The organism is Sorangium sp. So ce145 (assembly GCF_051525985.1).
Taxonomy (GTDB): Bacteria; Myxococcota_A; Polyangia; order Polyangiales; family Polyangiaceae; genus Sorangium; species Sorangium cellulosum_B.
Window position 1 is genome coordinate 11,195,038 of sequence record NZ_CP150315.1, and the last position, 17,177, is coordinate 11,212,214.

Consider the following 17,177-nt stretch of genomic DNA (forward strand, 5'->3'; position numbering starts at 1 on the left):
GAAGTTTGACTACCGCCGCGCGCCTTCGGACGGTGGAAGTTACGGCAAGTACAACGTCAGGGGGGAGAGGTAAGTGTTCTTACGGACCGGGAAGACATGCGCCTCGAACGCTGGGGGAGATGGTCGAGCGACGAGGAGCTGGATCGAAGCCGTAGGGCTCGGAATCTTTCTATTGGGAGTCTATGTTGAGTAGATATTTTTACGTAAATTCAACGGCATGGGTGATCTGTACCCGATCCATGGATCCATACTCAACACCGTGTCCTAATTGCAAAAAAATGCGGTGCGTAGGGCCTCAGGCTCGGACAGCGTTACCCACTCACACGTGCCTGACGGCGCCGCCTTCATGACCGGCGCCAGCCCGAACGTCTTCGCGTAGAAGTTGTCCTTCAGGGCCCGCCGGTGGAGTGCCTCCCGAAGGTGGTGGCCAAGATGTCCCGCTTCTTGTGCGGGGTCTGCCCAAGATCGAGGAGATCGTCATCGACTCCACGGCGCCCACCGCGAACTACACGGAGAAGGACAAGGCGTAGATCCCTCGCAGCGTTCCGCAGTGCGCGGGTCCGTTGTTCTACTTCCGCGAGATGGTCCGCTTGCCCGCTGAGATCGAAGACTACAAGCGCGGAGGTAGAAGAAGATCGGCCCCGCGGTGTGCTCGTCCAGGCGCTCGGTAGCGCGAGACGGACGCGGAGCCGATCGATCGCTACTTCTCTTCACCGTCCGGCGCCCGGCGCAACCTCTTCAGGCTGCTGGCGCCAGCGCTCGGCGAGGAACCGCTCGATCTCCACCACGCTCGCGTCGCGGGCGTCCGCCAGGTACTGGAGCTCGACGGTGACGGGGTGCGAATCGCGGTTCTTGAGCACCTTGAGGAGAGTAGGCGCCGTCGGGGCGGTGCGTCTGTCGGTGAGCTTGGCGAAGAGTGGGGCCTCGTGCACCGCCGCCTTCGCCAGGCTCGCGAACTCGTCCCAGTGGTCCTAGAGGAGCGAGAGCGAGCCGTTCGGGCGGACGCCGAACCGGTGGAGGTCAGCGTACTTCTGCTGTGCCTTCGCGAACCCGCCGTCGACGAACAAGACGACCGAGATCGAAGACGACCGAGATCGTTTCGTTGCCGAGACCGTCCCCCTTCTTGGCGCTGTCCTCGCGGATGGCCTGCTCGCTCGCGGCCCGACGGTGCTGGCCATCCAGGAGGGTGACCGGCATCGACCGAGGGATGTAGAGCCTGCCGGCGCACGACTTGTCGGCCGCCGGCTCGAAGCGGGGCAGCCCGTCGACGGCGCCGACCAGGGACGAAAAGGTGTAGTCGTTCGGGTTGCCGAGGATGTACGCCGCGATTCTCGGCACCCGCGCCATGCTCAGCGCCTGCTGCACCCGAAGCTCAAGCGGCATCTTCGCGATGGGCGCCAAGCGACCGGGCAGCTCGCGCAGCTTGACCAGCACGACGTAGTACTCGTGTCTGGCCTGGACGCCACGGATGGCGGGCAGCACCCAGTGGTCGGACGGTTGATCGTTCGTGGGGAGCCCGGCCGACTGCGGTACCTCAGCGGCGCCGGCCACGGGCAGTACGCGTCTCGCGACGCCGGTCGTCTTCTTCGACGGCTTCTTCATCGCGTACCTCTCGTTGTTGTAGTTGTCGCGCCAGCTGGCGGGCCCGAGGTTCCTCGAGCCCACCAGGAGCGCGGTTCAGTGGAGCGCCAGCCGCTGATGGAGGCGCTCGATGGCCTCACGCCACGACCCGACGAACCCGCAGCCCTTGAAGAGGGCATGGGTCGGGATCACGGACATGGTTACGCGCGGGTTGAACCAGACGACGCGCTCGTCATCGTCCCCCTGCCAGAGTCTTCCGCCGTGCTCGCGGGCGTACATCACGGCGTTGTCGAACGTGTCGAACTCAATGACCCGGGCTCCCTCGATCATCGCGCTCCCCACGAGTGGACAGGACGCGCTCGCTCTGCCGCGGCGCCCTCGAGCGAGTCGAGTTCGACCGACGCCATGGTGATGTACCAGTGCGCCCGGCAACCCTGGCAGAGCCGATCGGTGTCGTAGGCCCAGAGCGGGCGCAGGTTCTTCCGGGACTTCCGCGCCTGCTCTTTCTTGATGCACGAGACCGGCCCGGTGCACCGGAGCGCCTCGGACTTGTTCGTGCTTTCGGCGACCTGCCGCACCCGCTCCGCCAAGGTGGCGAGCTCCTTCGCGCGTGCTCTCGGCGTCATCGCGCACCTCTCGAGGCCCGCTCGTCGGTCCGGGCGGCCGGGGTGTTCGCCCTGAGCCACTTCACCCGCGAGCCGCAGCCGGCGATGCCGTGCAGGGGCTCCTCCGGCCGTGGCAGGTTGTGCCAGTGCGCTCCGTGCACGAGCGCGCCGGCGTACAACGTACCGGCGAGGATCACGAGCTGGGGCGACAGCTCGAACGACGGCAGGATCTGCCCGACCGTGCGCACGCCCCAGTCCTCCCGCTCGCGCTTGTTGTACAGTCGCAGGCTCCGATCGTACGGGCGGATCACCGCCTTCGGTGCGACCGCGCCGTAGAACGCCGACACGATGAGCACCGCGTCGCAGCTCTTCTCGGCAAAGTCGTACGCGGCCCGGAAGAGCGCCGAAGTGTAGAGCTCGCGCGCTGGCGCCGGCTGCATCTGCTTCGAGGCCGAGCAGCCCACGAGCGCAACGCGCGGGGCGCCCGGCTTCTTCTCCGTGAACATGGACCTCTCCCATCGCGCCGCGGAGCGGCGCGTGTGGAAGCGCGCCCGAGGGAAGCTCCCCTAGGCGCGCCACGTTGATGCTTCAGAAGAGCGCCGGCCCCGCTCCACGCGGCGGAAGAGCCTCGACGGTGAGCAGGTGCCGATCGGCGACTTCTTCTTCGGTTGCGCCGACGACCCGGACGCTGCTGTAGCCCTCGATTTCCTTGCGGCGGACGATGACGCGTTCCCTCCGTGTCAGAGGAGTTGTCGCCCGGTCTGATCCGCTTACGGAGGATCAGGTCACCGTTGTCGGGGAGCGGAGACAGGCTTTGAGGTGAGAGAGTACTCAGAATCCTTCAAAAGAAAAATCGTCCAGCGGCTTCTCGCTCCAGGAGGACCGACGGCGGTGGCGCTGTCCGCCGAGACGGGGGTGCATCAGACGACGCTCTCGCGCTGGCTTCGCGATGCTCGTAGCCTGGCGCCGATGTCCGACGACGCCCGCCGCTCCGCCGCTCCGCCCCCTGCCGTCGCTCGCCGCCCCGAGGACTGGACCCCGGAGCAGAAGCTGCGCGCGATGACGGAGGCGGCGGGGCTCTCCGAGCGCGATCTCGGCGAGTATCTCCGCCGCGAGGGGCTGCACGAGGCGCAGCTCGCCGAGTGGCGCAAGGCCGCGCTGGAGGCGCTGGGCGGGCCGGCGAAGGCAGGTCACAGCCCGGCCCCGTCACGGCGCGTTCGGGAGCTGGAGAGGCAGCTGCGGCGCAAGGATAAGGCGTTGGCCGAGGCGGCGGCGCTGCTGGTATTGCAAAAAAAAGTCCAAGCCATTTGGGGGGACGGGGACGACGACACGGATCCGGAGACCGACAGGTGACGCTCGGGCTCATCGACGAGGCCGTGCAGGCCGGCGCCACGCTCGAGGCGGCCTGCAGCGCGCTCGGGCTCAGCGCGCGGACCGTGGCCCGCTGGCGAGCAGAGGCCGGCGGCGAGGACGGCCGAGCCGGACCGCGTCACGCCCCGGTGCACAAGCTGACCGACGTGGAACGGCGGCGCATCGTCGAGACGGCCAACAGCCCCGAGTTCCGCAACCTCTCGCCGAAGCAGATCGTCCCGCGTCTGGCCGATCGTGGCGTCTACATCGCTTCGGAGTCGAGCTTCTACCGCGTCCTGCGCGAGCAGGGGCTGCTGGCGCACCGCAATCCGGCTCGACCGGCGAGCGCCCATCGTCCTCGCGAGTTCGTCGCCAAACGACCCAATCAGGTGTGGTGCTGGGATATCACCTACCTGAAGAGCGCGGTGCGCGGAGCGTTCTACTTCCTGTACCTGGTGGTGGACGTCTACAGCCGCAAGATTGTCGGCTGGTCGGTCGAGGCCGAGGAGTCGATGCTCGCTGCCGCTCGCCTTGTCGAGCAGACCTGTGGCCGCGAAAACGTGGGCTCCGGCTGCCTGGTGCTGCACGCGGACAACGGCGGCCCGATGAAGGGCTCGACCATGCTCGCCACCCTCCAGCGCCTCGGCGTCGTGCCCTCCTTCAGCCGCCCTCGCGTCAGCGACGACAACCCCTACGCCGAGGCCCTGTTCCGCACGCTCAAGTACCGGCCCGAGTACCCACGACGCCCGTTCGCCACGGTGGAGCAGGCGCGCCACTGGGTCGAGCGCTTCGTCGCCTGGTACAACAGCGAGCACCTGCACAGCAGCATCCGCTTCGTCACGCCCGACGATCGCCACCGCGGTCGCGACGGCGCGTTGCTCGCCGCCCGCCACGCCCTCTACCAGCGGGCCCGCCGCAGGACGCCCCTGCGCTGGACCGGTCAGACTCGCAACTGGACACCGATCGGCCCCGTGACCCTCAACCCCCACACCCACGATGCCAAAGCACTCATGAGGACCTGACCGATTCACTGGACAACTATCTTGACACTTAGAGCACCTAACAAAAGCCGGTCCGGACGTAACTGAGGCAGATCAGGCAGACGGAGAGCTTGAGGAACCCACGGTGGATGTCAGCCCGCCGCTCGTAGCGTACGGTCAGGCGCCGGAAGCGACGCAGCCATGCGATCGTCCGTTCGACGACCCATCGATAACGGCCGAGCTTCTCCGACGACTCGATACCCTTGCGAGCAATGCGGGGTACGATGTGGCGCAGATGGCAAGCCAAGCGCAGGGCCGGGTCGTCGTATGCCTTGTCGGCGTGCAGCTTCTTGGGGCGGCGACGCGGTCGGCCGCAAGGACGCGCGATCGGCGGCACCGCATCGACCATGGGGGTGAACATCTTCGAGTCATGGACGTTGGCCGGCGTCATCTCGACGGCGAGGGGGATGCCACTCTGATCGACCAGGAGGTGATATTTCGAGCCCGCCCGGCCGCGATCCGTGGGGTTCGGGCCGGTCTCTTGGCCCCCCTTTTTGCCGGAACCAAGGAGGCATCCAGCGCAGCACGATTCCAGTTGATCTTGTCGGCGCCGCCGAGTTCATCAAGCAATGCCTCGTGGAGCCGATCCCACACGCCGGCCTGCTGCCAATCGCGCAATCTGCGCCAGCACGTCATTCCGCTGCAGCCGAGCTCTTGCGGAAGATATTCCCAAGGGATCCCTGTCTTGAGCACAAACAAGATCCCCGTCAGGGCGGTCCGATCAGGCGTACGCGGCCGGCCGCCCTGCGGCTTCGGCTCCGTTTTCGGCAATAGAGGTTCGACTCGTTCCCAGAGTTCGTCCCGCACCAACAGCTTGCCCATGCTGTATTCTGCCGCACGTTCCGCATCGCTCAAGCGAGCGGGCAAACGAGCGGCGTCAGCGGGGTAATGTTAGGTGCTCTTACCGCGTTCGCCCGCTTCCGTGATGAGGTGCACCGCGCCGCCCAGTGCCGTCTCGATGCGGATGACGCGCAGCACCTTCACCGCGACCCCCTCGACGAAGAGCGCCGGCCTTGTTGCTCCTGCTCGCGCAGGCGCAGGCCGACCATCTTCGCGACCGCCTCGGCGCCCGCGTTGTCGACGGCCCGGATGAGCACGTCCTTCTCCGGCCGGGAGACGGAGACGCCGAGGAACAGCACCCCGTCCATCCGTCGAGCCTCTCGGATGAGCCCCACCACGGCGACGTCACCCCGGACGTGCGCCAGGTTGACGAAGATCGTGCCATCCGCTCCGACGGCGAACGGCGCCTGCGCGACCTTCCGGTTCACGAGGACGGTCCCGCGCCCGTGATCCAGGACTTCTGCGAAACGGCTCGTGCGAGCGACAGGAAGAAGTCCACGACCTCGTGGAGCAAGGGGAAGGGCGGCGGGCCGATCTCCTCGAACGGGTCTGGGATGTCGAGCACGCGCCCGTCCGGGCACCCGAGCATCAGGGCGTCGATCCAGTGATCCGTCTCGGCGAGCGGCACCACCCAGTAGCCGACGAGGCCGAGGTCAGCGAGCAGGTCCTGGTAGGACTTCATCATCGTGATCGCGAACTGGTGGTAGTAGCCCCACTGCGGGTCCGCGGCCGTGCATGCCCGAAGGAGCCTCCGGGTGAGGCAACGGCGAACGCGGTCCAGGACCGGCGGCGGCACGGTCTTCTTCTTCGCGAGTCTCAGCATTCAACCCTCCAACGAAGAAGACGGCGCGCAGGTGTACCTGCACGCCGCCTTCGGGCTTTTTTGTTGCTCACCAAAGCCGAGGCGATCTGCGCTGCTGTCGCGGGCCGGTTCCCTCCGGCCGCCGACGTGCTCGGCAGATCAGGCCGGGGGAGTGGCCGCGGGGCCCCGAGGCGGGAGCAGCACCGCATGCACCGCCTCTGCGATGTGCGCGGCCCAAACGCCGTCGCTCCCGTCGAGGTCCGCGATGGTGCGCGCGACCCGGAGCACGCGGCTGTAGGCCGCCGCGGAGAGGCCCAGCCCCTCGATGGTCTCGGCGCGGACACGAGCCCCGGCCGCGTCCGGTGTCGCGAGCTGCTCGAGCTCCCGAGAGGAGAGCTGGGCGTTGGTCCGCGCTGTCGCGCCGGTACGTGCTCGCTCCTCCTGCGCAGCGCGAGCCGCGATGACGCGCTTCTGCACCTCGCACGAGGGCTCGTCCTTCGATCTGTTCTGGAGCGCGGCGACGTCGACCGGCGGAAGCGCCATCTGAACATCGAAGCGGTCGAAGAGCGGGTCGCTCAGCCTCGCCCGGTAGGCGCGCAGGCGCTCCGGGGAGCAGACGCAGCGCCGCGCGTAGTCCCCCGCGAACCCGCAGGGGCACGGGTTGATGGCGGCGACGACGAGCGTCTGCGCCGGGAAGGTCGTGTGCGTGCGTCCCCGGGCGAGGGTGACGCGGCCCTCGGCCAAGGGCTGCCGCAGGGTCTCCAAGACGCTGCTCCGGAACTCGAGCAACTCATCGAGGAAGAGCACCCCGTGGTGGGCCAGGGAGACCTCGCCGGGCCGCACCGGCTCACCGCCACCCACGAGGCCAGCTCCGCTCACCGTGTGATGGGGCGCGCGGAAGGGACGCGCCCCTATCAAGCCCACCTCCGGCATGAGCAGCCCGGCCACCGAGTAGACGGAGGTGACCTGGGTCGCCTCCTCGAACGAGAGGGGTGGCAAGATCCCCGGCATTCGCCGCGCGAGCATGGTCTTCCCGGACCCGGGCGAGCCCATGAGCAGGAGGTGATGTCCGCCCGCCGCGGCGATCTCCAGCGCCCGCCGCGCGGCATGCATCCCACGAAGGTCGCCCAGATCCGGCGCTGCTGCCGGGGGCACGATCGGGAAGGGCGGTGGCTCCCCCGCGCTCTCCAGGGGGGCGCCCTCGCGGAGGTGGCGCGCGAGCTCGTCCAGGTTGTTCGCCACGAGCACTTGGATCCCGGGCGCGCTCGCGGCCTCCCGGGCGTTCGCCCTGGCGACGATCGCTCGGGTGATGCCGTGGGCGATGGCCCCGCGCAGGCTCGGGAGCACGCCACGCACGGGCCGGATCGCGCCGCCGAACGAGAGCTCGCCGAGGACTACCGTGTCCTTCAACGCCTGCGTGGAGATCTGCCCCAGGGCGGCGAGGATGGTGAGGGCCATCGGCACGTCGAACGTTCCGCTCCTCGCGACTTCCTCCGGTCCAACACGGACGGAGACCCCGTGCTGGTGGAGATCCACGTTGAGCTGCTGCAGGGCGGCGAGGACCCGGACGCGGGTCTCCCTCTGGCGTGCTTCGCTGAGGCCGGTGATCTCGAAGTAGGCTGGCGTCTCTGTGATCGTTGTTCCGATGTGAACGATGTGCGCGTCGAGACCGCTCAGCGACACCGAAAGCGCGTCGGCATACGGCGCGTTCTTGGACTGCTTCATATTTCGACTCCGAAAAAGCCAGAGCGGCGCACGGAACGTCCCGCACACTGTCTGGGGCTGCTGCTCTGGTTGTGGTTTACGGGCGAGTGCTCCGCGTGCCCTTGAGCGCCTCTGCGGCCATCGCTCCGAGGAGGAGCCCGGCGACGCGCTCCACTACGACGACGGCCAGATTGCCTTCGAGGTGGCCGTCCCACGCAGGCCGGCGACGGCCGTTGCGGCGCCCTTCTTCGTCGCGCCCGTGGTGAGCACGCGGATGATGTACGGGACAGCGGCATCGGGGCTCTGAGGACCGAAACTGGACACGTTGGACATGAGGCCTCCTGTGCGCCCGAGCGGGCGAGGTGAGACAAGAACGGAGATGGATGAAGGGCAGACGCGGGCTCATGGATCAGCCCGCGAAGCGAACGGGTTCAGCTCATGCAGGCGAGGATCACCTGCGCGATCATCGTCAAAACGGCCGCCGTGATGCGTAGCGCCTTGATGAAGAACTTGGTGTTGTTCATGCGTGTAGTGCCTCCGCGAAGGAGCTCTCCTTCACAGCTCTTATTCCTGCACTTCGCGGCGTATTGCCTCACGGTGACGAGAGGCGCGACGGTCGCGCCGTTCACATGACGACAATGCGAACTGGTGCAGAGCGAGCTACCACGGCAGGGGACCCGTCACTCTTCCTGTTGGCTCGCGAGGCGCCCGTGTGGTCGGTTCGGCCAGGAGCGGCGAACGCATGCACGGCGGCAATTTACGCGGGACGCGCGCCGGGCAAAGTGCCGGCGCGATGAGCGCCGCGGATCTATCCTGTCACCATCGTGATCCGTCTGAGCCGCGAAAGTCTCTTCCGTGCGGACGTCACCGCGTTGGAGCGGCTCACTAAGTGGCTCGGTTTGCCGGAGCCAAGGCGGTGGCATACGGAGCGCGAACGCAAGGCGAAGATCGTTGAGTCAATCGACCGGCACGAGAAGCGGCTCGCCAAGTGGAGAGCCAAGGCCGCGGGGGTCAAGATGGGTGGGCGGTAACTTTCTCCGGCACCGACAACGGGCGGCTGGTCGCCCCCGTCTTGGCATCGCGTGCCCGCTCTGCGGGCCGCGGCTCGCCCCAGGGGCCGCGGAGAGCCGATGAACTGAGCATCGCCATCTTCTCCTAGGTGGCCCAGGACGAGCGACGGCAGATCGCTTCCCGGTGTCGAGCTGGCCAGGAGCGTGCCCGCCGGCAGGGCAAGCACGTCGCCCGTTCCCGAGCGATCGTGGATCTCGCTAAGGCCATCGAGCTTCGTGCCCAGGGCCTCTCCCTCCGGAAGACGGCCGAGAAGCTCGGCGTGTGGTCCTCGGTCCTCCATCGGGCGCTTCGAGCCCATGACGGAGGCGTCCCAGAAGTTTCGCTCGAAACCGGCTGCTCGATGCGCTGATTTCCCGGGAGATCCGAGGGGTCGATCAGGGGAACGCGGTGTGCCAAATGCTTCAGCTTCTGGAACACCGCCGCTGGGAACCTCTCCATTAGCCGCTCCGGGCGTTCACCATCGCCATCTTCGGCCCGCTTAAACCGGCGTATGGACATCTTTCGATGGCGAGGCTCAACACCAACAATGCCGGGCTGTCGAAGGGGCTCGACGCCGCGATACCCGGCGGATGATGCAGGTAGCTAGTACAACGCCCGGTATTTCAACGGGGAGCGACCCCATCAGGGCATACGACAGAAGATCCCGGCAGGCAGCGACCAGCCGGACAACTCGAATGGCCGCATCGTCAAGACACCCGCGCTCGGAGGGCTCCATCACACCTATCGTCGAGCGGCTTGACTCTGCGAAACTCCGACGGATGGCGCAGGTGGCCAGCACAAACCTGGGTTCGATTCAGCTTTTGTTCGATTCAGCTTTTTCATTCATGCTCAGCGCTCGAATGCCTCGCAAAGAGTCCCTCGAGCGCATCGCCGGCGAGGATTTTACCGGTACTCGTGAAAACCTCGACCTCCACACCTCTGTCGGAAAAGAACTCGACCTCCCACCGTTCGCCCGGCACCGCCACGAGCACCATGATCGACTCATCTCGGTTGTGTGCGAGGGTGTAGCTGATATGGCCAGCATCCAGCCGCTGCAGAAAGGAGAGCAACTCGTTCATCGCGTCCATTGCATTACCTATCAAACCGCTTGTCCGTGAGGAGTTTCCTGATGGTCCGGTACCCCGGTACATCCCGTTCGGCTTTCCTCGAGATGTCCGCCCAGCTTTCCTTGCGCACGTCGTTCCAGTTCGGTGAACCTTTTTCGAGCGGGGCTTGCGTAATGCTGCCCTTCTTTTCCTTCAAGATCTGCTCGACCGTCTTACCAGCATATTTGTGAGGCGGACGAGCCGGCCGTGCAGGAGCGGCGGGCTGTCCGGGAGCAGCGGGCTGCCCAGGAGCGTCATGCGGCGCCGGAGCATTCGGCGCTGCCGGTGCCGGGGGTGGCGGCGGGAGCGCCGGTGCCGGGGGTGACGGCGCCGGGGGCGGCGGTGCCGGAGGCGCCGGTGCCGGGGGTGGCGGCGGGGGCGCCGGTGCCGGGGGCGCCGGTGCCGGGGGTGACGGCGCCGGGGGTGGCAGCGGAGGCGCCGGTGCCGGGGGTGGCGGCGGGCCAGACGAGCCTGCTGCTTGCGGTGCAGGCGGACGAGCGGAAAGGTGCTGCAGGACCGGAAACGCAGCGTATTGGCGTGGCTGGCCGAATGGGTTTCCGAACCCACTCACGGACGCCGCCGCCTTCGCATAGAGGTACATAAGACCCGCGTAGGCGCCCGCGAGCGAAACGTCTGCTAAGGCGAGCGGAGCCACGACGAACCCCGATCCAGTTACAGGAGCAGCGGTCGCCATTGGTCCAGAAGCCGCCCCTGTTGCCAGGCGAACACCAGAACGCGGAGCCTCCTCTATCACCTCCTCCGCAATCTTCTTGGCTGCTTGGTGCCCGTTCGGATCCGTCAGCCGAACCGGATTCCCCCTCACGTATGTATACAACCCGGGACCATCCACCATTCCCGCCGGATCCGCCGCCGTCCACCTCCCAAGCCAGCAGGCATAGTACCTCGCCCCGTGGTAGTAGAGCCCCGTCTCCTCGTCACGCTCCTTCCCGGTATACCGATACCGCCTCCGGCTCACCTCTGCGGCGCTGCTGGCCGACCAGTACGCCGTCGTCCCGAAGGGGTGGTACTCCTCGTAGCCGATCACGAGCCCTGCCCCGTCGACCTCCAGCGACGCCGACCCGAGGTGGTTGTCGAGCTGATAGCGCACCCGGGGCGTCACCGTGAACGGCCCCGAGGTGTCGACCGTCTTGGTCTCCACCATCGCCACCCGTCGCGCGCCATCCACCACGTGCAGCGTCTGTCGCTCGAGCATGAGCCCGGTCGCGTTGCGCTTGCGGTAGACCTCGTAGCCGCCGATGTAGATGCGCTCCTCGACGAGCCCGTTGTGCTCCCAGACCTTGCGCACGCGCTGCCCGGCCGCGTCGTAGGTGTAATACACGACTCCGCCGCCGTCGAGATCGGTGCTTCGCAGCTGGTCGCTCTCATCCCACGTGAGCGCTGCGATGTGCGGCATGGCCGTCATGTTGCCGTGGGCATCATGGACATACATCGGGCTGGACGGCTCGTCTTCAGGATCCCCGAAGGTGCTCTTAAGCCGGTTGCTCGTCATCTCATAGGAATACCGCCGGATCCAGGTTCCCGCGCCGGCCAGATGCTCCATCCGCTGGATGTTGCCGACGGCGTCGTAAAAGTACTGCTCGGTGTAGTTCCTGAGGGCCTGCCAGTCGTTCGCGTGGGGCAGCGCCTGAATCGGCAGGTCGTTCTGGTCGCGCTGCACGTCGGCGAGCCCACCCGCGTGCTCTCGTCCCGTCGCCTCGATCAGGCGATAGACCGCGTCGTAGATGTACTGCGCGTTCGGCGACACCACGGCGTTGTTGAAGAACACCGTCTGCTGAGCGCTATCGTTGATCTCGACGATGTTCCCGATGGGGTCGTACGTGTACGTGAGGTTCTGGAGAACGGCGCCATCCGAGCTGCGCGTCGTCCGGAGGCGCGCGAGCCGGAAGGTCAGCTGATCGTACGTGTACACCGTGGACGTGCCGTTGCCGTAGTCGATCCGCTCCCGCTGGCCCTTCGCGTCGTAGTCAATCTTGTCAACGAAGGTCGTCCATGCCGCCGCCCCCCGGACGCGCACCTGGATGCGCTCGAGCAGGCTCGCCTCGTTGTACGTGGGCTTGATCTCGCTCGCATCCGAGGCGGTCAGGCCATCCGGGGCGGTCAGGCTGGTCGGGCGGTTCAGCGCGTCATACGCCGTCTGCGTTCCGAAGCTCTCGACCTCGAGCAGCGGCTCGGCGGCGGCGGCGATGGCGGCCACATCCGTGAGCGCCGATAGCACCGACCAGTCGGCGTCACCGTGCACATCGCTGCGCAGCCGGCGCGACGCCTGCAGCAGATTGCCCTTGAAGTCGTACGCCTGGCTCGTCACCACACCCGCGCCATCATACACCTGGTGCGCCTGCCGGCGCAGGTTCAGGGCGGTCGCCTGCGGATGGGCTTCGCCATAGACGTACCGCCGCGCGAGGCGCTCGCTCGCTGAGAGGGGTTGCACGTGCTCGAGGGTTATCCGGCGTAGCACGTCATAGGACCATCGGTAGCTGAACCCCCGGCCGTTCCAGGCGCGGAGCCGCTGCCCTGTCGCGTCCGCCAGCATCCAGCGCTCGCCGCTGTCCTGGCTCTGCTGGTAGAGAAGCTGCCCGCCTAGGCCGAAGCGGTGGCGCATCGCTGCGTTGCCGCGCGCGTCGGTGATCAGGAGCGGCTGCCCCTCAATGTCGAGGGTGGTCTGGGTGACGTACGGGCCGTCCGGACCGTTGTCCGCCACGGTTCGGAACACGCGCCCGAGCGCGTCCAGGTGGCTGACGGCCGGCGTGCCCGCGTGCGCAGCGGCGAGGTCTGCCGCGCGGCGCTCGGAGTCACCCGGCGGCAAAGCCCGGCGCGCGGCATACCAAGCGCTCTCCAGCACGGTATCATTGGGATCCTCCGACGTCTGCTGCCAGGCGTCGAAGGTGACCCTGGAGAAGGTGCCGTTGGGCAGATCGGTGCGGATGAGCCGGCCGAGCGGATCGTACCGCAGGATCGGGGTGACCCCCCACTCAACGAGCTCGGCTTCGTCCTCATACTCGTGGGTGGCGCTGAAAAATGGCTCGTACTGCTTGACGGGATTGCCCTTGTTGTCGAGCACCACGCGCCCGGTGCCCACCCAGCGCGATGCCGTGTGCGAAAAGACCAGGTTGCCCTGCGCGTCGTGCACGAGCGCGCCGCTCGGGTCGCGCGTCGGCACGAGCCCCGGCTCGGCCCGCACCTTGCGGAGCACCTCGTTGCCCGAGCCGTCGGAGTAGCTGTAGGTGTCGAGCCAGCGCGGGTTGCCTGCGCCGTGCTGCTCCCGGGCGCGCGCGTGCACCACGTTCGGCTTGCCGGTGCGGCGGAAGCGCTCCAGATCGTACGCGAACGTCTCCGTCGGATCGTCGAGCGTGTCGCCCTCGCCGGCGCCCGGCTTGCCCACCAGCGCCATCGCCGTGACCCTGCCGAGCGCGTCGAACCGCACCTCGCTCACGTTGCTGTTCGCGTCGGTGATCCCCGCGGCCGCGAGAACGCGGTAGTCGGGGACTGTAACGACGGTATTGCCGAGCGGATCCGTCGCCTGCGTCACGAGCAGGCGATGGCGATCGTAGACGACATGCGACGCATTGCCGAACGGATCGACGAAGGTCCTCGGCAGGTAGAAATCGGCGGCCGAGGGCACCGCGTGCCCCGAGGACACCCAGAAGTCCGGGTCGCCGTCAAGCTTCAGGTAGCCGCCCTCGGTGAGGATGGCGTCCGTCACGCGCTCCCCGAACACCGACGTGACGAGAGAGGGTGTGAGCGCCTTGGCAAAGCGCTCATAGACCAGCGCCCTGCCCTCCACCTGACCGAACGGCAGCGGTCCGGTGAGGTCGTCGCGCCAGTATCTCGTGCACGTGTGCTGAAGGAGGCGTTTCTGCAGGGAGCCGTCCGGCGTGCCGTCGTACGCGAGCTCTTCCGCGGCGTCGGCCGCGGCCAGCACCGCGTCGAACGAGAGCACGCGCTCCTGGTCGAGCGGCAGCCCGTGCAGCTCGTACGTCCGGCTCTCCAGGGGGACACCGATGCGGTAGGCGCCGCCCCCGCTCGGGATCAGGTGCGCCACCTTGTGCTCCGCCAGCGTTGCCTTCCCCTGCGCCTGCTCGGGGAACGCTGTCCGCGCCACCCGGCGACGAACCCCGATCTGCGCGACCCGCTTGACGGTGCCGTACTCATCGACCTCCAGCCTGAGCGTGTGCGTGACGCGCGGATCGCTCGCGTCACGCTCGTAATGGTGCTCCAGCGTCTCGCGCGCGTGGGCGAAGAACACGCCGTGCGCATTGCCCACGGCGGGCTGGAGGCGCTGGATCGAATGGCTGTGCTCCGTCACGAGGTACGGATGTGGTTCCTGCGCTGACCCATCGAGGGCATAGACTTCCTGGCGGAGGACGCGCCCCTTGAGCGCCCGGCACGCCTCAGGCATCTCGCCGGCGCGCAGGCCGTCCGGAAGGGGCGGATCGCCCAGGCGGGTCGCAGCCCCATCGCCAGCGTAATACTCGCTCTCGTATTGCCGCGCGATCGTGCCCCTTTCGAACCAGGCGCCGGTATGGAACCACGTCTTCGTGCGCACCGGCGGCAGGTGCAGCTCGGGATCGGCGTTGGCCGGGGGCGGCGTGACGCCTGCACCGCTGAAGGCCGAGAAGGACTCGGTGTCGAGCTGCTCGACCATGCCGAAGCCACGCATCTCCCGCTCCACGCCGTCGTAGTCGCCGTGATGGTACGCGTACGTCGTGACGAAGCGGTGCCGCGAGACCGCGTCGAACACCTCGACACGCTCGACGACGTGGACCACGAACGGGAGCCTCGTGACCCAGGGGTGGCCGGCCGCCCGATCGGCCAGGTAGAACTTCGTCGAAGGCGCATACGCGAGCCGCGTCTCGAGCCCCAGGTTGTTCTTCACCGAAGCCAAGAGATACGGCTTCTTGCCGCCGAGCAGATCGATGTACCGGAGCGGCGCCGCGACGGCGCCGGGCAGCGGGCTCGACCACACGAGGCACCCTGTCCCGGTGCCGAGCAGATCGAGCGCGGCGACGCTGGACAGCGAGCTCTGGTCGGGCAGCCGCGGGAGGAGAACCGGGGCCCCGAGCTCGTTGCCTGCCTGGTTCTCGTAGATGCGCGCCCCCTCACGGTGAATGTAGAGGATGTCGGTGGTGCCCGACCCGTCGAGGTCGGCGAGCCGGATCCGGCGCGGGTCGAACTGGTCCGGCTCATCGAACCAGGGCGCTCGGGCCATCTCCACCTTCGCCCCGAACCGGCCATACCCCAGGTTGGGCCAGTAGCAGACGCTGCCGTTGCGGATGCGGACCAGATCGGTGAGCCCGTCGCCGCTCATGTCGGCGAGGAACAGGGTCTGGGTGCCGTCGGCAAAGACCAGCGCCGGACCATGTTCTCCGTCGCGCGGCGCCGGCATCGTGATGGGCTTGTCGAACCCTCCTTTCGCGAGCGATGGATACCACACCATCATGTCGCCGCGCGCGAGGAGGATGTCCTCGTGTCCGTCGCCGTTCAGGTCGACGAGCTGGAAGTTCGGGTCCGACCAGTCGATCACCGGCTGCGCGGCAAACGGCACGAAAGGCGTCCAGGAGCCCTCTCGGGTCCGGTCGAAGTAGCCCGCCACGGGCCGCTCGAAGAAGACCATCTCCTTGTAGCCATCGCCGTCGAGATCCAGCACCTCTAGCCCACCGCTGCTCAGCGAAGGCCTGGTCGGCAAGGCGAGCGCCGGCCCGAGCTCCCCGCCGCCGAGGTTGCGCTTGTAGAACAGCGCCTCGCCCTGGCGCGCGAGCAGGCCGGGGAGCGCTTCGCCGTCGAGGTCCACCCAGGCATGCGTTCCCTGAAGCGCGCCGGCGAGATCCGCTGCGCTCGTCTTGTCGAGCTCCTTGACCGTCGTCTGGATCTCGGGGAGCGAGTAGCCGAGCTCGATCGGCGGATACGATTCCTTGGTAGAAACGAGCGTCTCCGGATTGCGGACATACCCGGTGTGCGTCACCGACGTGAGCCGGGTGAGGACCGGGCTGTCCGCATAGGCGAGCTCGGTGGCCTTCACCAGGCAAGGGCCTGAACCGAGCTCCTCCATCGTGTGGAACATCAGCACGCGCCGGCAGAGCCGGTAGGTGCGGACCTCGAAGCCGGCGCGGTAGGTGGAGAACGCGTCGGCCCGGCACGGCCAGGTGCCCGGCCCCTCGATCGCCGGCGCCTCGGCGTCGTGCTCGCCGTAATCGAAGACCACGTCGAAGAGCATCGACGACGGGTCTCCCGGCGTCATGTTGCCGTACCGGATCCGCTTCAGATAGCGGTTCACGATCGCCGAGGCCCCGGCGTGCCGGTGCGCCTCGTGAGGCCCGCCGCCCGTCACGCCGGCGAGATCTTCGGGCTTGTACTCGTACGTGATCACGTTGCCTCGGTCGTCGCGCGTCTCCTCCAGAAGCCAGGAGAAGATGCGCCGCGGCGCCTTCGGATCGGCGATCCGCGCGCCCTCCGATCGCCCATAGATGCTGGTGACGTTGTCGCGGGTCGTCACCTTCCAGTACACCGCGCCGCTCGTCCGGTGCTGGCGCCGCTCGATGCGCGCGAACTCTCCCTCGATGCGCGGCCGATAGCCGTAGACGAACTCCTCGCCGTCCTCATCGCGGTGGCGCTTTCCGTCGTCGCCCAGCACGGGAACCAAATCCTCGGCGCCGGAGAGCACGAACACGTCTGACTCCTGCGCATCATCGTAGCGCGGCAGCCCTTTCTCGGTCTTGCGCGTGATCTGGGGCACGGACAGCCGCCACCCGATGCCAAAGGGGCCGCTCCCGGCGCCCGAGTCGTACACGAGCGAGAGCTCAGGGTGAAACCCGGATCGGCCGGGACTCGTGGCGATCGGCACCGTCAGCGTTCCGGTGCCTATGGCGGCGCCGACGGAGAACGTCTCGCCGATGCCACGGATGGCGCCGCCTCCTTTCGGCAGGGTGGGCGTGGGCGAAGCGATCGGCCTGATGCCGACCTCGTGGGCCCCGGTCGTTCGTGTGAGCCCGCGCTCGTTGGTCTCGGTCGTTCCCCATCGTGCGGGCGCTGGGAAAGTACCGCGCTGGGCCTGAGGATCGTTCGTCGAAGATCGATAGCTCAT

The 17,177-nt window shown here is 67.6% G+C and carries 12 protein-coding genes and 1 pseudogene; 1 reads left to right on the plus strand and 12 read right to left on the minus strand.

The features are described from left to right. Positions 1 to 710 precede the first annotated feature (710 nt). From WMF34_RS41695 to WMF34_RS41715, 5 genes are all read right to left on the minus strand, one after another. Positions 711 to 932, minus strand: a complete 222-nt coding sequence (locus tag WMF34_RS41695) for a hypothetical protein (RefSeq protein ID WP_437991258.1) — start codon at positions 930 to 932, stop codon at positions 711 to 713. Between the two features lie 88 nt (positions 933 to 1,020). Continuing rightward, positions 1,021 to 1,602, minus strand: a complete 582-nt coding sequence (locus tag WMF34_RS41700) for a DNA sulfur modification protein DndB (RefSeq protein ID WP_437991259.1) — start codon at positions 1,600 to 1,602, stop codon at positions 1,021 to 1,023. 75 nt (positions 1,603 to 1,677) lie between these two features. After that, positions 1,678 to 1,911, minus strand: coding sequence for a hypothetical protein (locus tag WMF34_RS41705; RefSeq protein ID WP_437991260.1), 234 nt, complete (start codon positions 1,909 to 1,911; stop codon positions 1,678 to 1,680). Continuing rightward, on the minus strand, positions 1,908 to 2,207 hold the full coding sequence (locus WMF34_RS41710; protein WP_437991261.1) for a hypothetical protein: 300 nt from the start codon (positions 2,205 to 2,207) through the stop codon (positions 1,908 to 1,910). The genes WMF34_RS41705 and WMF34_RS41710 overlap by 4 nt, the downstream gene beginning before the upstream one ends. After that, a complete protein-coding gene (locus WMF34_RS41715) occupies positions 2,204 to 2,692 on the minus strand; it encodes a DUF6884 domain-containing protein (protein WP_437991262.1) in 489 nt (162 codons plus the stop codon). The genes WMF34_RS41710 and WMF34_RS41715 overlap by 4 nt, the downstream gene beginning before the upstream one ends. Before the next feature lie 313 nt (positions 2,693 to 3,005). Between WMF34_RS41715 and WMF34_RS41720 the strand changes: the two genes are divergently transcribed. After that, positions 3,006 to 4,558, plus strand: a protein-coding gene (locus tag WMF34_RS41720; protein WP_437991263.1) for an IS3 family transposase whose coding sequence is annotated in 2 segments (ribosomal slippage) — positions 3,006 to 3,474 and positions 3,474 to 4,558 — 1,554 coding nt in all. Because the reading frame shifts where the segments join, the coding sequence is not laid out codon by codon here. Positions 4,559 to 4,595: 37 nt separating this feature from the next. On the opposite strand, the pseudogene WMF34_RS41725 reads toward WMF34_RS41720, so the two are convergent. The 7 genes and pseudogenes from WMF34_RS41725 to WMF34_RS41755 form a co-directional block, all read right to left on the minus strand. Further along, positions 4,596 to 5,398, minus strand: a pseudogene (locus WMF34_RS41725) (IS5 family transposase). Between the two features lie 158 nt (positions 5,399 to 5,556). Continuing rightward, on the minus strand, positions 5,557 to 5,844 hold the full coding sequence (locus WMF34_RS41730; protein WP_437991264.1) for a hypothetical protein: 288 nt from the start codon (positions 5,842 to 5,844) through the stop codon (positions 5,557 to 5,559). Then, complete coding sequence (locus WMF34_RS41735) at positions 5,841 to 6,239, minus strand: hypothetical protein (RefSeq protein WP_437991265.1); 399 nt, start codon at positions 6,237 to 6,239, stop codon at positions 5,841 to 5,843. The genes WMF34_RS41730 and WMF34_RS41735 overlap by 4 nt, the downstream gene beginning before the upstream one ends. A 138-nt stretch (positions 6,240 to 6,377) precedes the next feature. After that, positions 6,378 to 7,943, minus strand: a complete 1,566-nt coding sequence (locus WMF34_RS41740) for a YifB family Mg chelatase-like AAA ATPase (protein ID WP_437991266.1) — start codon at positions 7,941 to 7,943, stop codon at positions 6,378 to 6,380. A 153-nt stretch (positions 7,944 to 8,096) separates the two neighbouring features. Next, positions 8,097 to 8,255 carry a hypothetical protein gene (locus tag WMF34_RS41745; protein WP_437796438.1) on the minus strand — a complete coding sequence of 53 codons (159 nt, stop codon included), beginning with the start codon at positions 8,253 to 8,255 and terminating at the stop codon, positions 8,097 to 8,099. Positions 8,256 to 9,811: 1,556 nt separating this feature from the next. Beyond that, complete coding sequence (locus tag WMF34_RS41750; protein ID WP_437796437.1) at positions 9,812 to 10,060, minus strand: hypothetical protein; 249 nt, start codon at positions 10,058 to 10,060, stop codon at positions 9,812 to 9,814. Between the two features lie 4 nt (positions 10,061 to 10,064). Then, positions 10,065 to 17,177 (minus strand): SpvB/TcaC N-terminal domain-containing protein, encoded by a 7,113-nt coding sequence (locus WMF34_RS41755; protein WP_437991267.1) that lies wholly within the window; start codon positions 17,175 to 17,177, stop codon positions 10,065 to 10,067.

Coding starts and splice junctions, on each gene's coding strand:
- WMF34_RS41700 (WP_437991259.1), bottom strand. CDS start 1,602: ATGAAGAAGCCGTCGAAGAAGACGACCGGCGTCGCGAGACGCGTACTG.
- WMF34_RS41705 (WP_437991260.1), bottom strand. CDS start 1,911: ATGATCGAGGGAGCCCGGGTCATTGAGTTCGACACGTTCGACAACGCC.
- WMF34_RS41710 (WP_437991261.1), bottom strand. CDS start 2,207: ATGACGCCGAGAGCACGCGCGAAGGAGCTCGCCACCTTGGCGGAGCGG.
- WMF34_RS41715 (WP_437991262.1), bottom strand. CDS start 2,692: ATGTTCACGGAGAAGAAGCCGGGCGCCCCGCGCGTTGCGCTCGTGGGC.
- WMF34_RS41735 (WP_437991265.1), bottom strand. CDS start 6,239: ATGCTGAGACTCGCGAAGAAGAAGACCGTGCCGCCGCCGGTCCTGGAC.
- WMF34_RS41740 (WP_437991266.1), bottom strand. CDS start 7,943: ATGAAGCAGTCCAAGAACGCGCCGTATGCCGACGCGCTTTCGGTGTCG.
- WMF34_RS41745 (WP_437796438.1), bottom strand. CDS start 8,255: ATGTCCAACGTGTCCAGTTTCGGTCCTCAGAGCCCCGATGCCGCTGTC.
- WMF34_RS41750 (WP_437796437.1), bottom strand. CDS start 10,060: ATGGACGCGATGAACGAGTTGCTCTCCTTTCTGCAGCGGCTGGATGCT.
- WMF34_RS41755 (WP_437991267.1), bottom strand. CDS start 17,177: ATGAGCTATCGATCTTCGACGAACGATCCTCAGGCCCAGCGCGGTACT.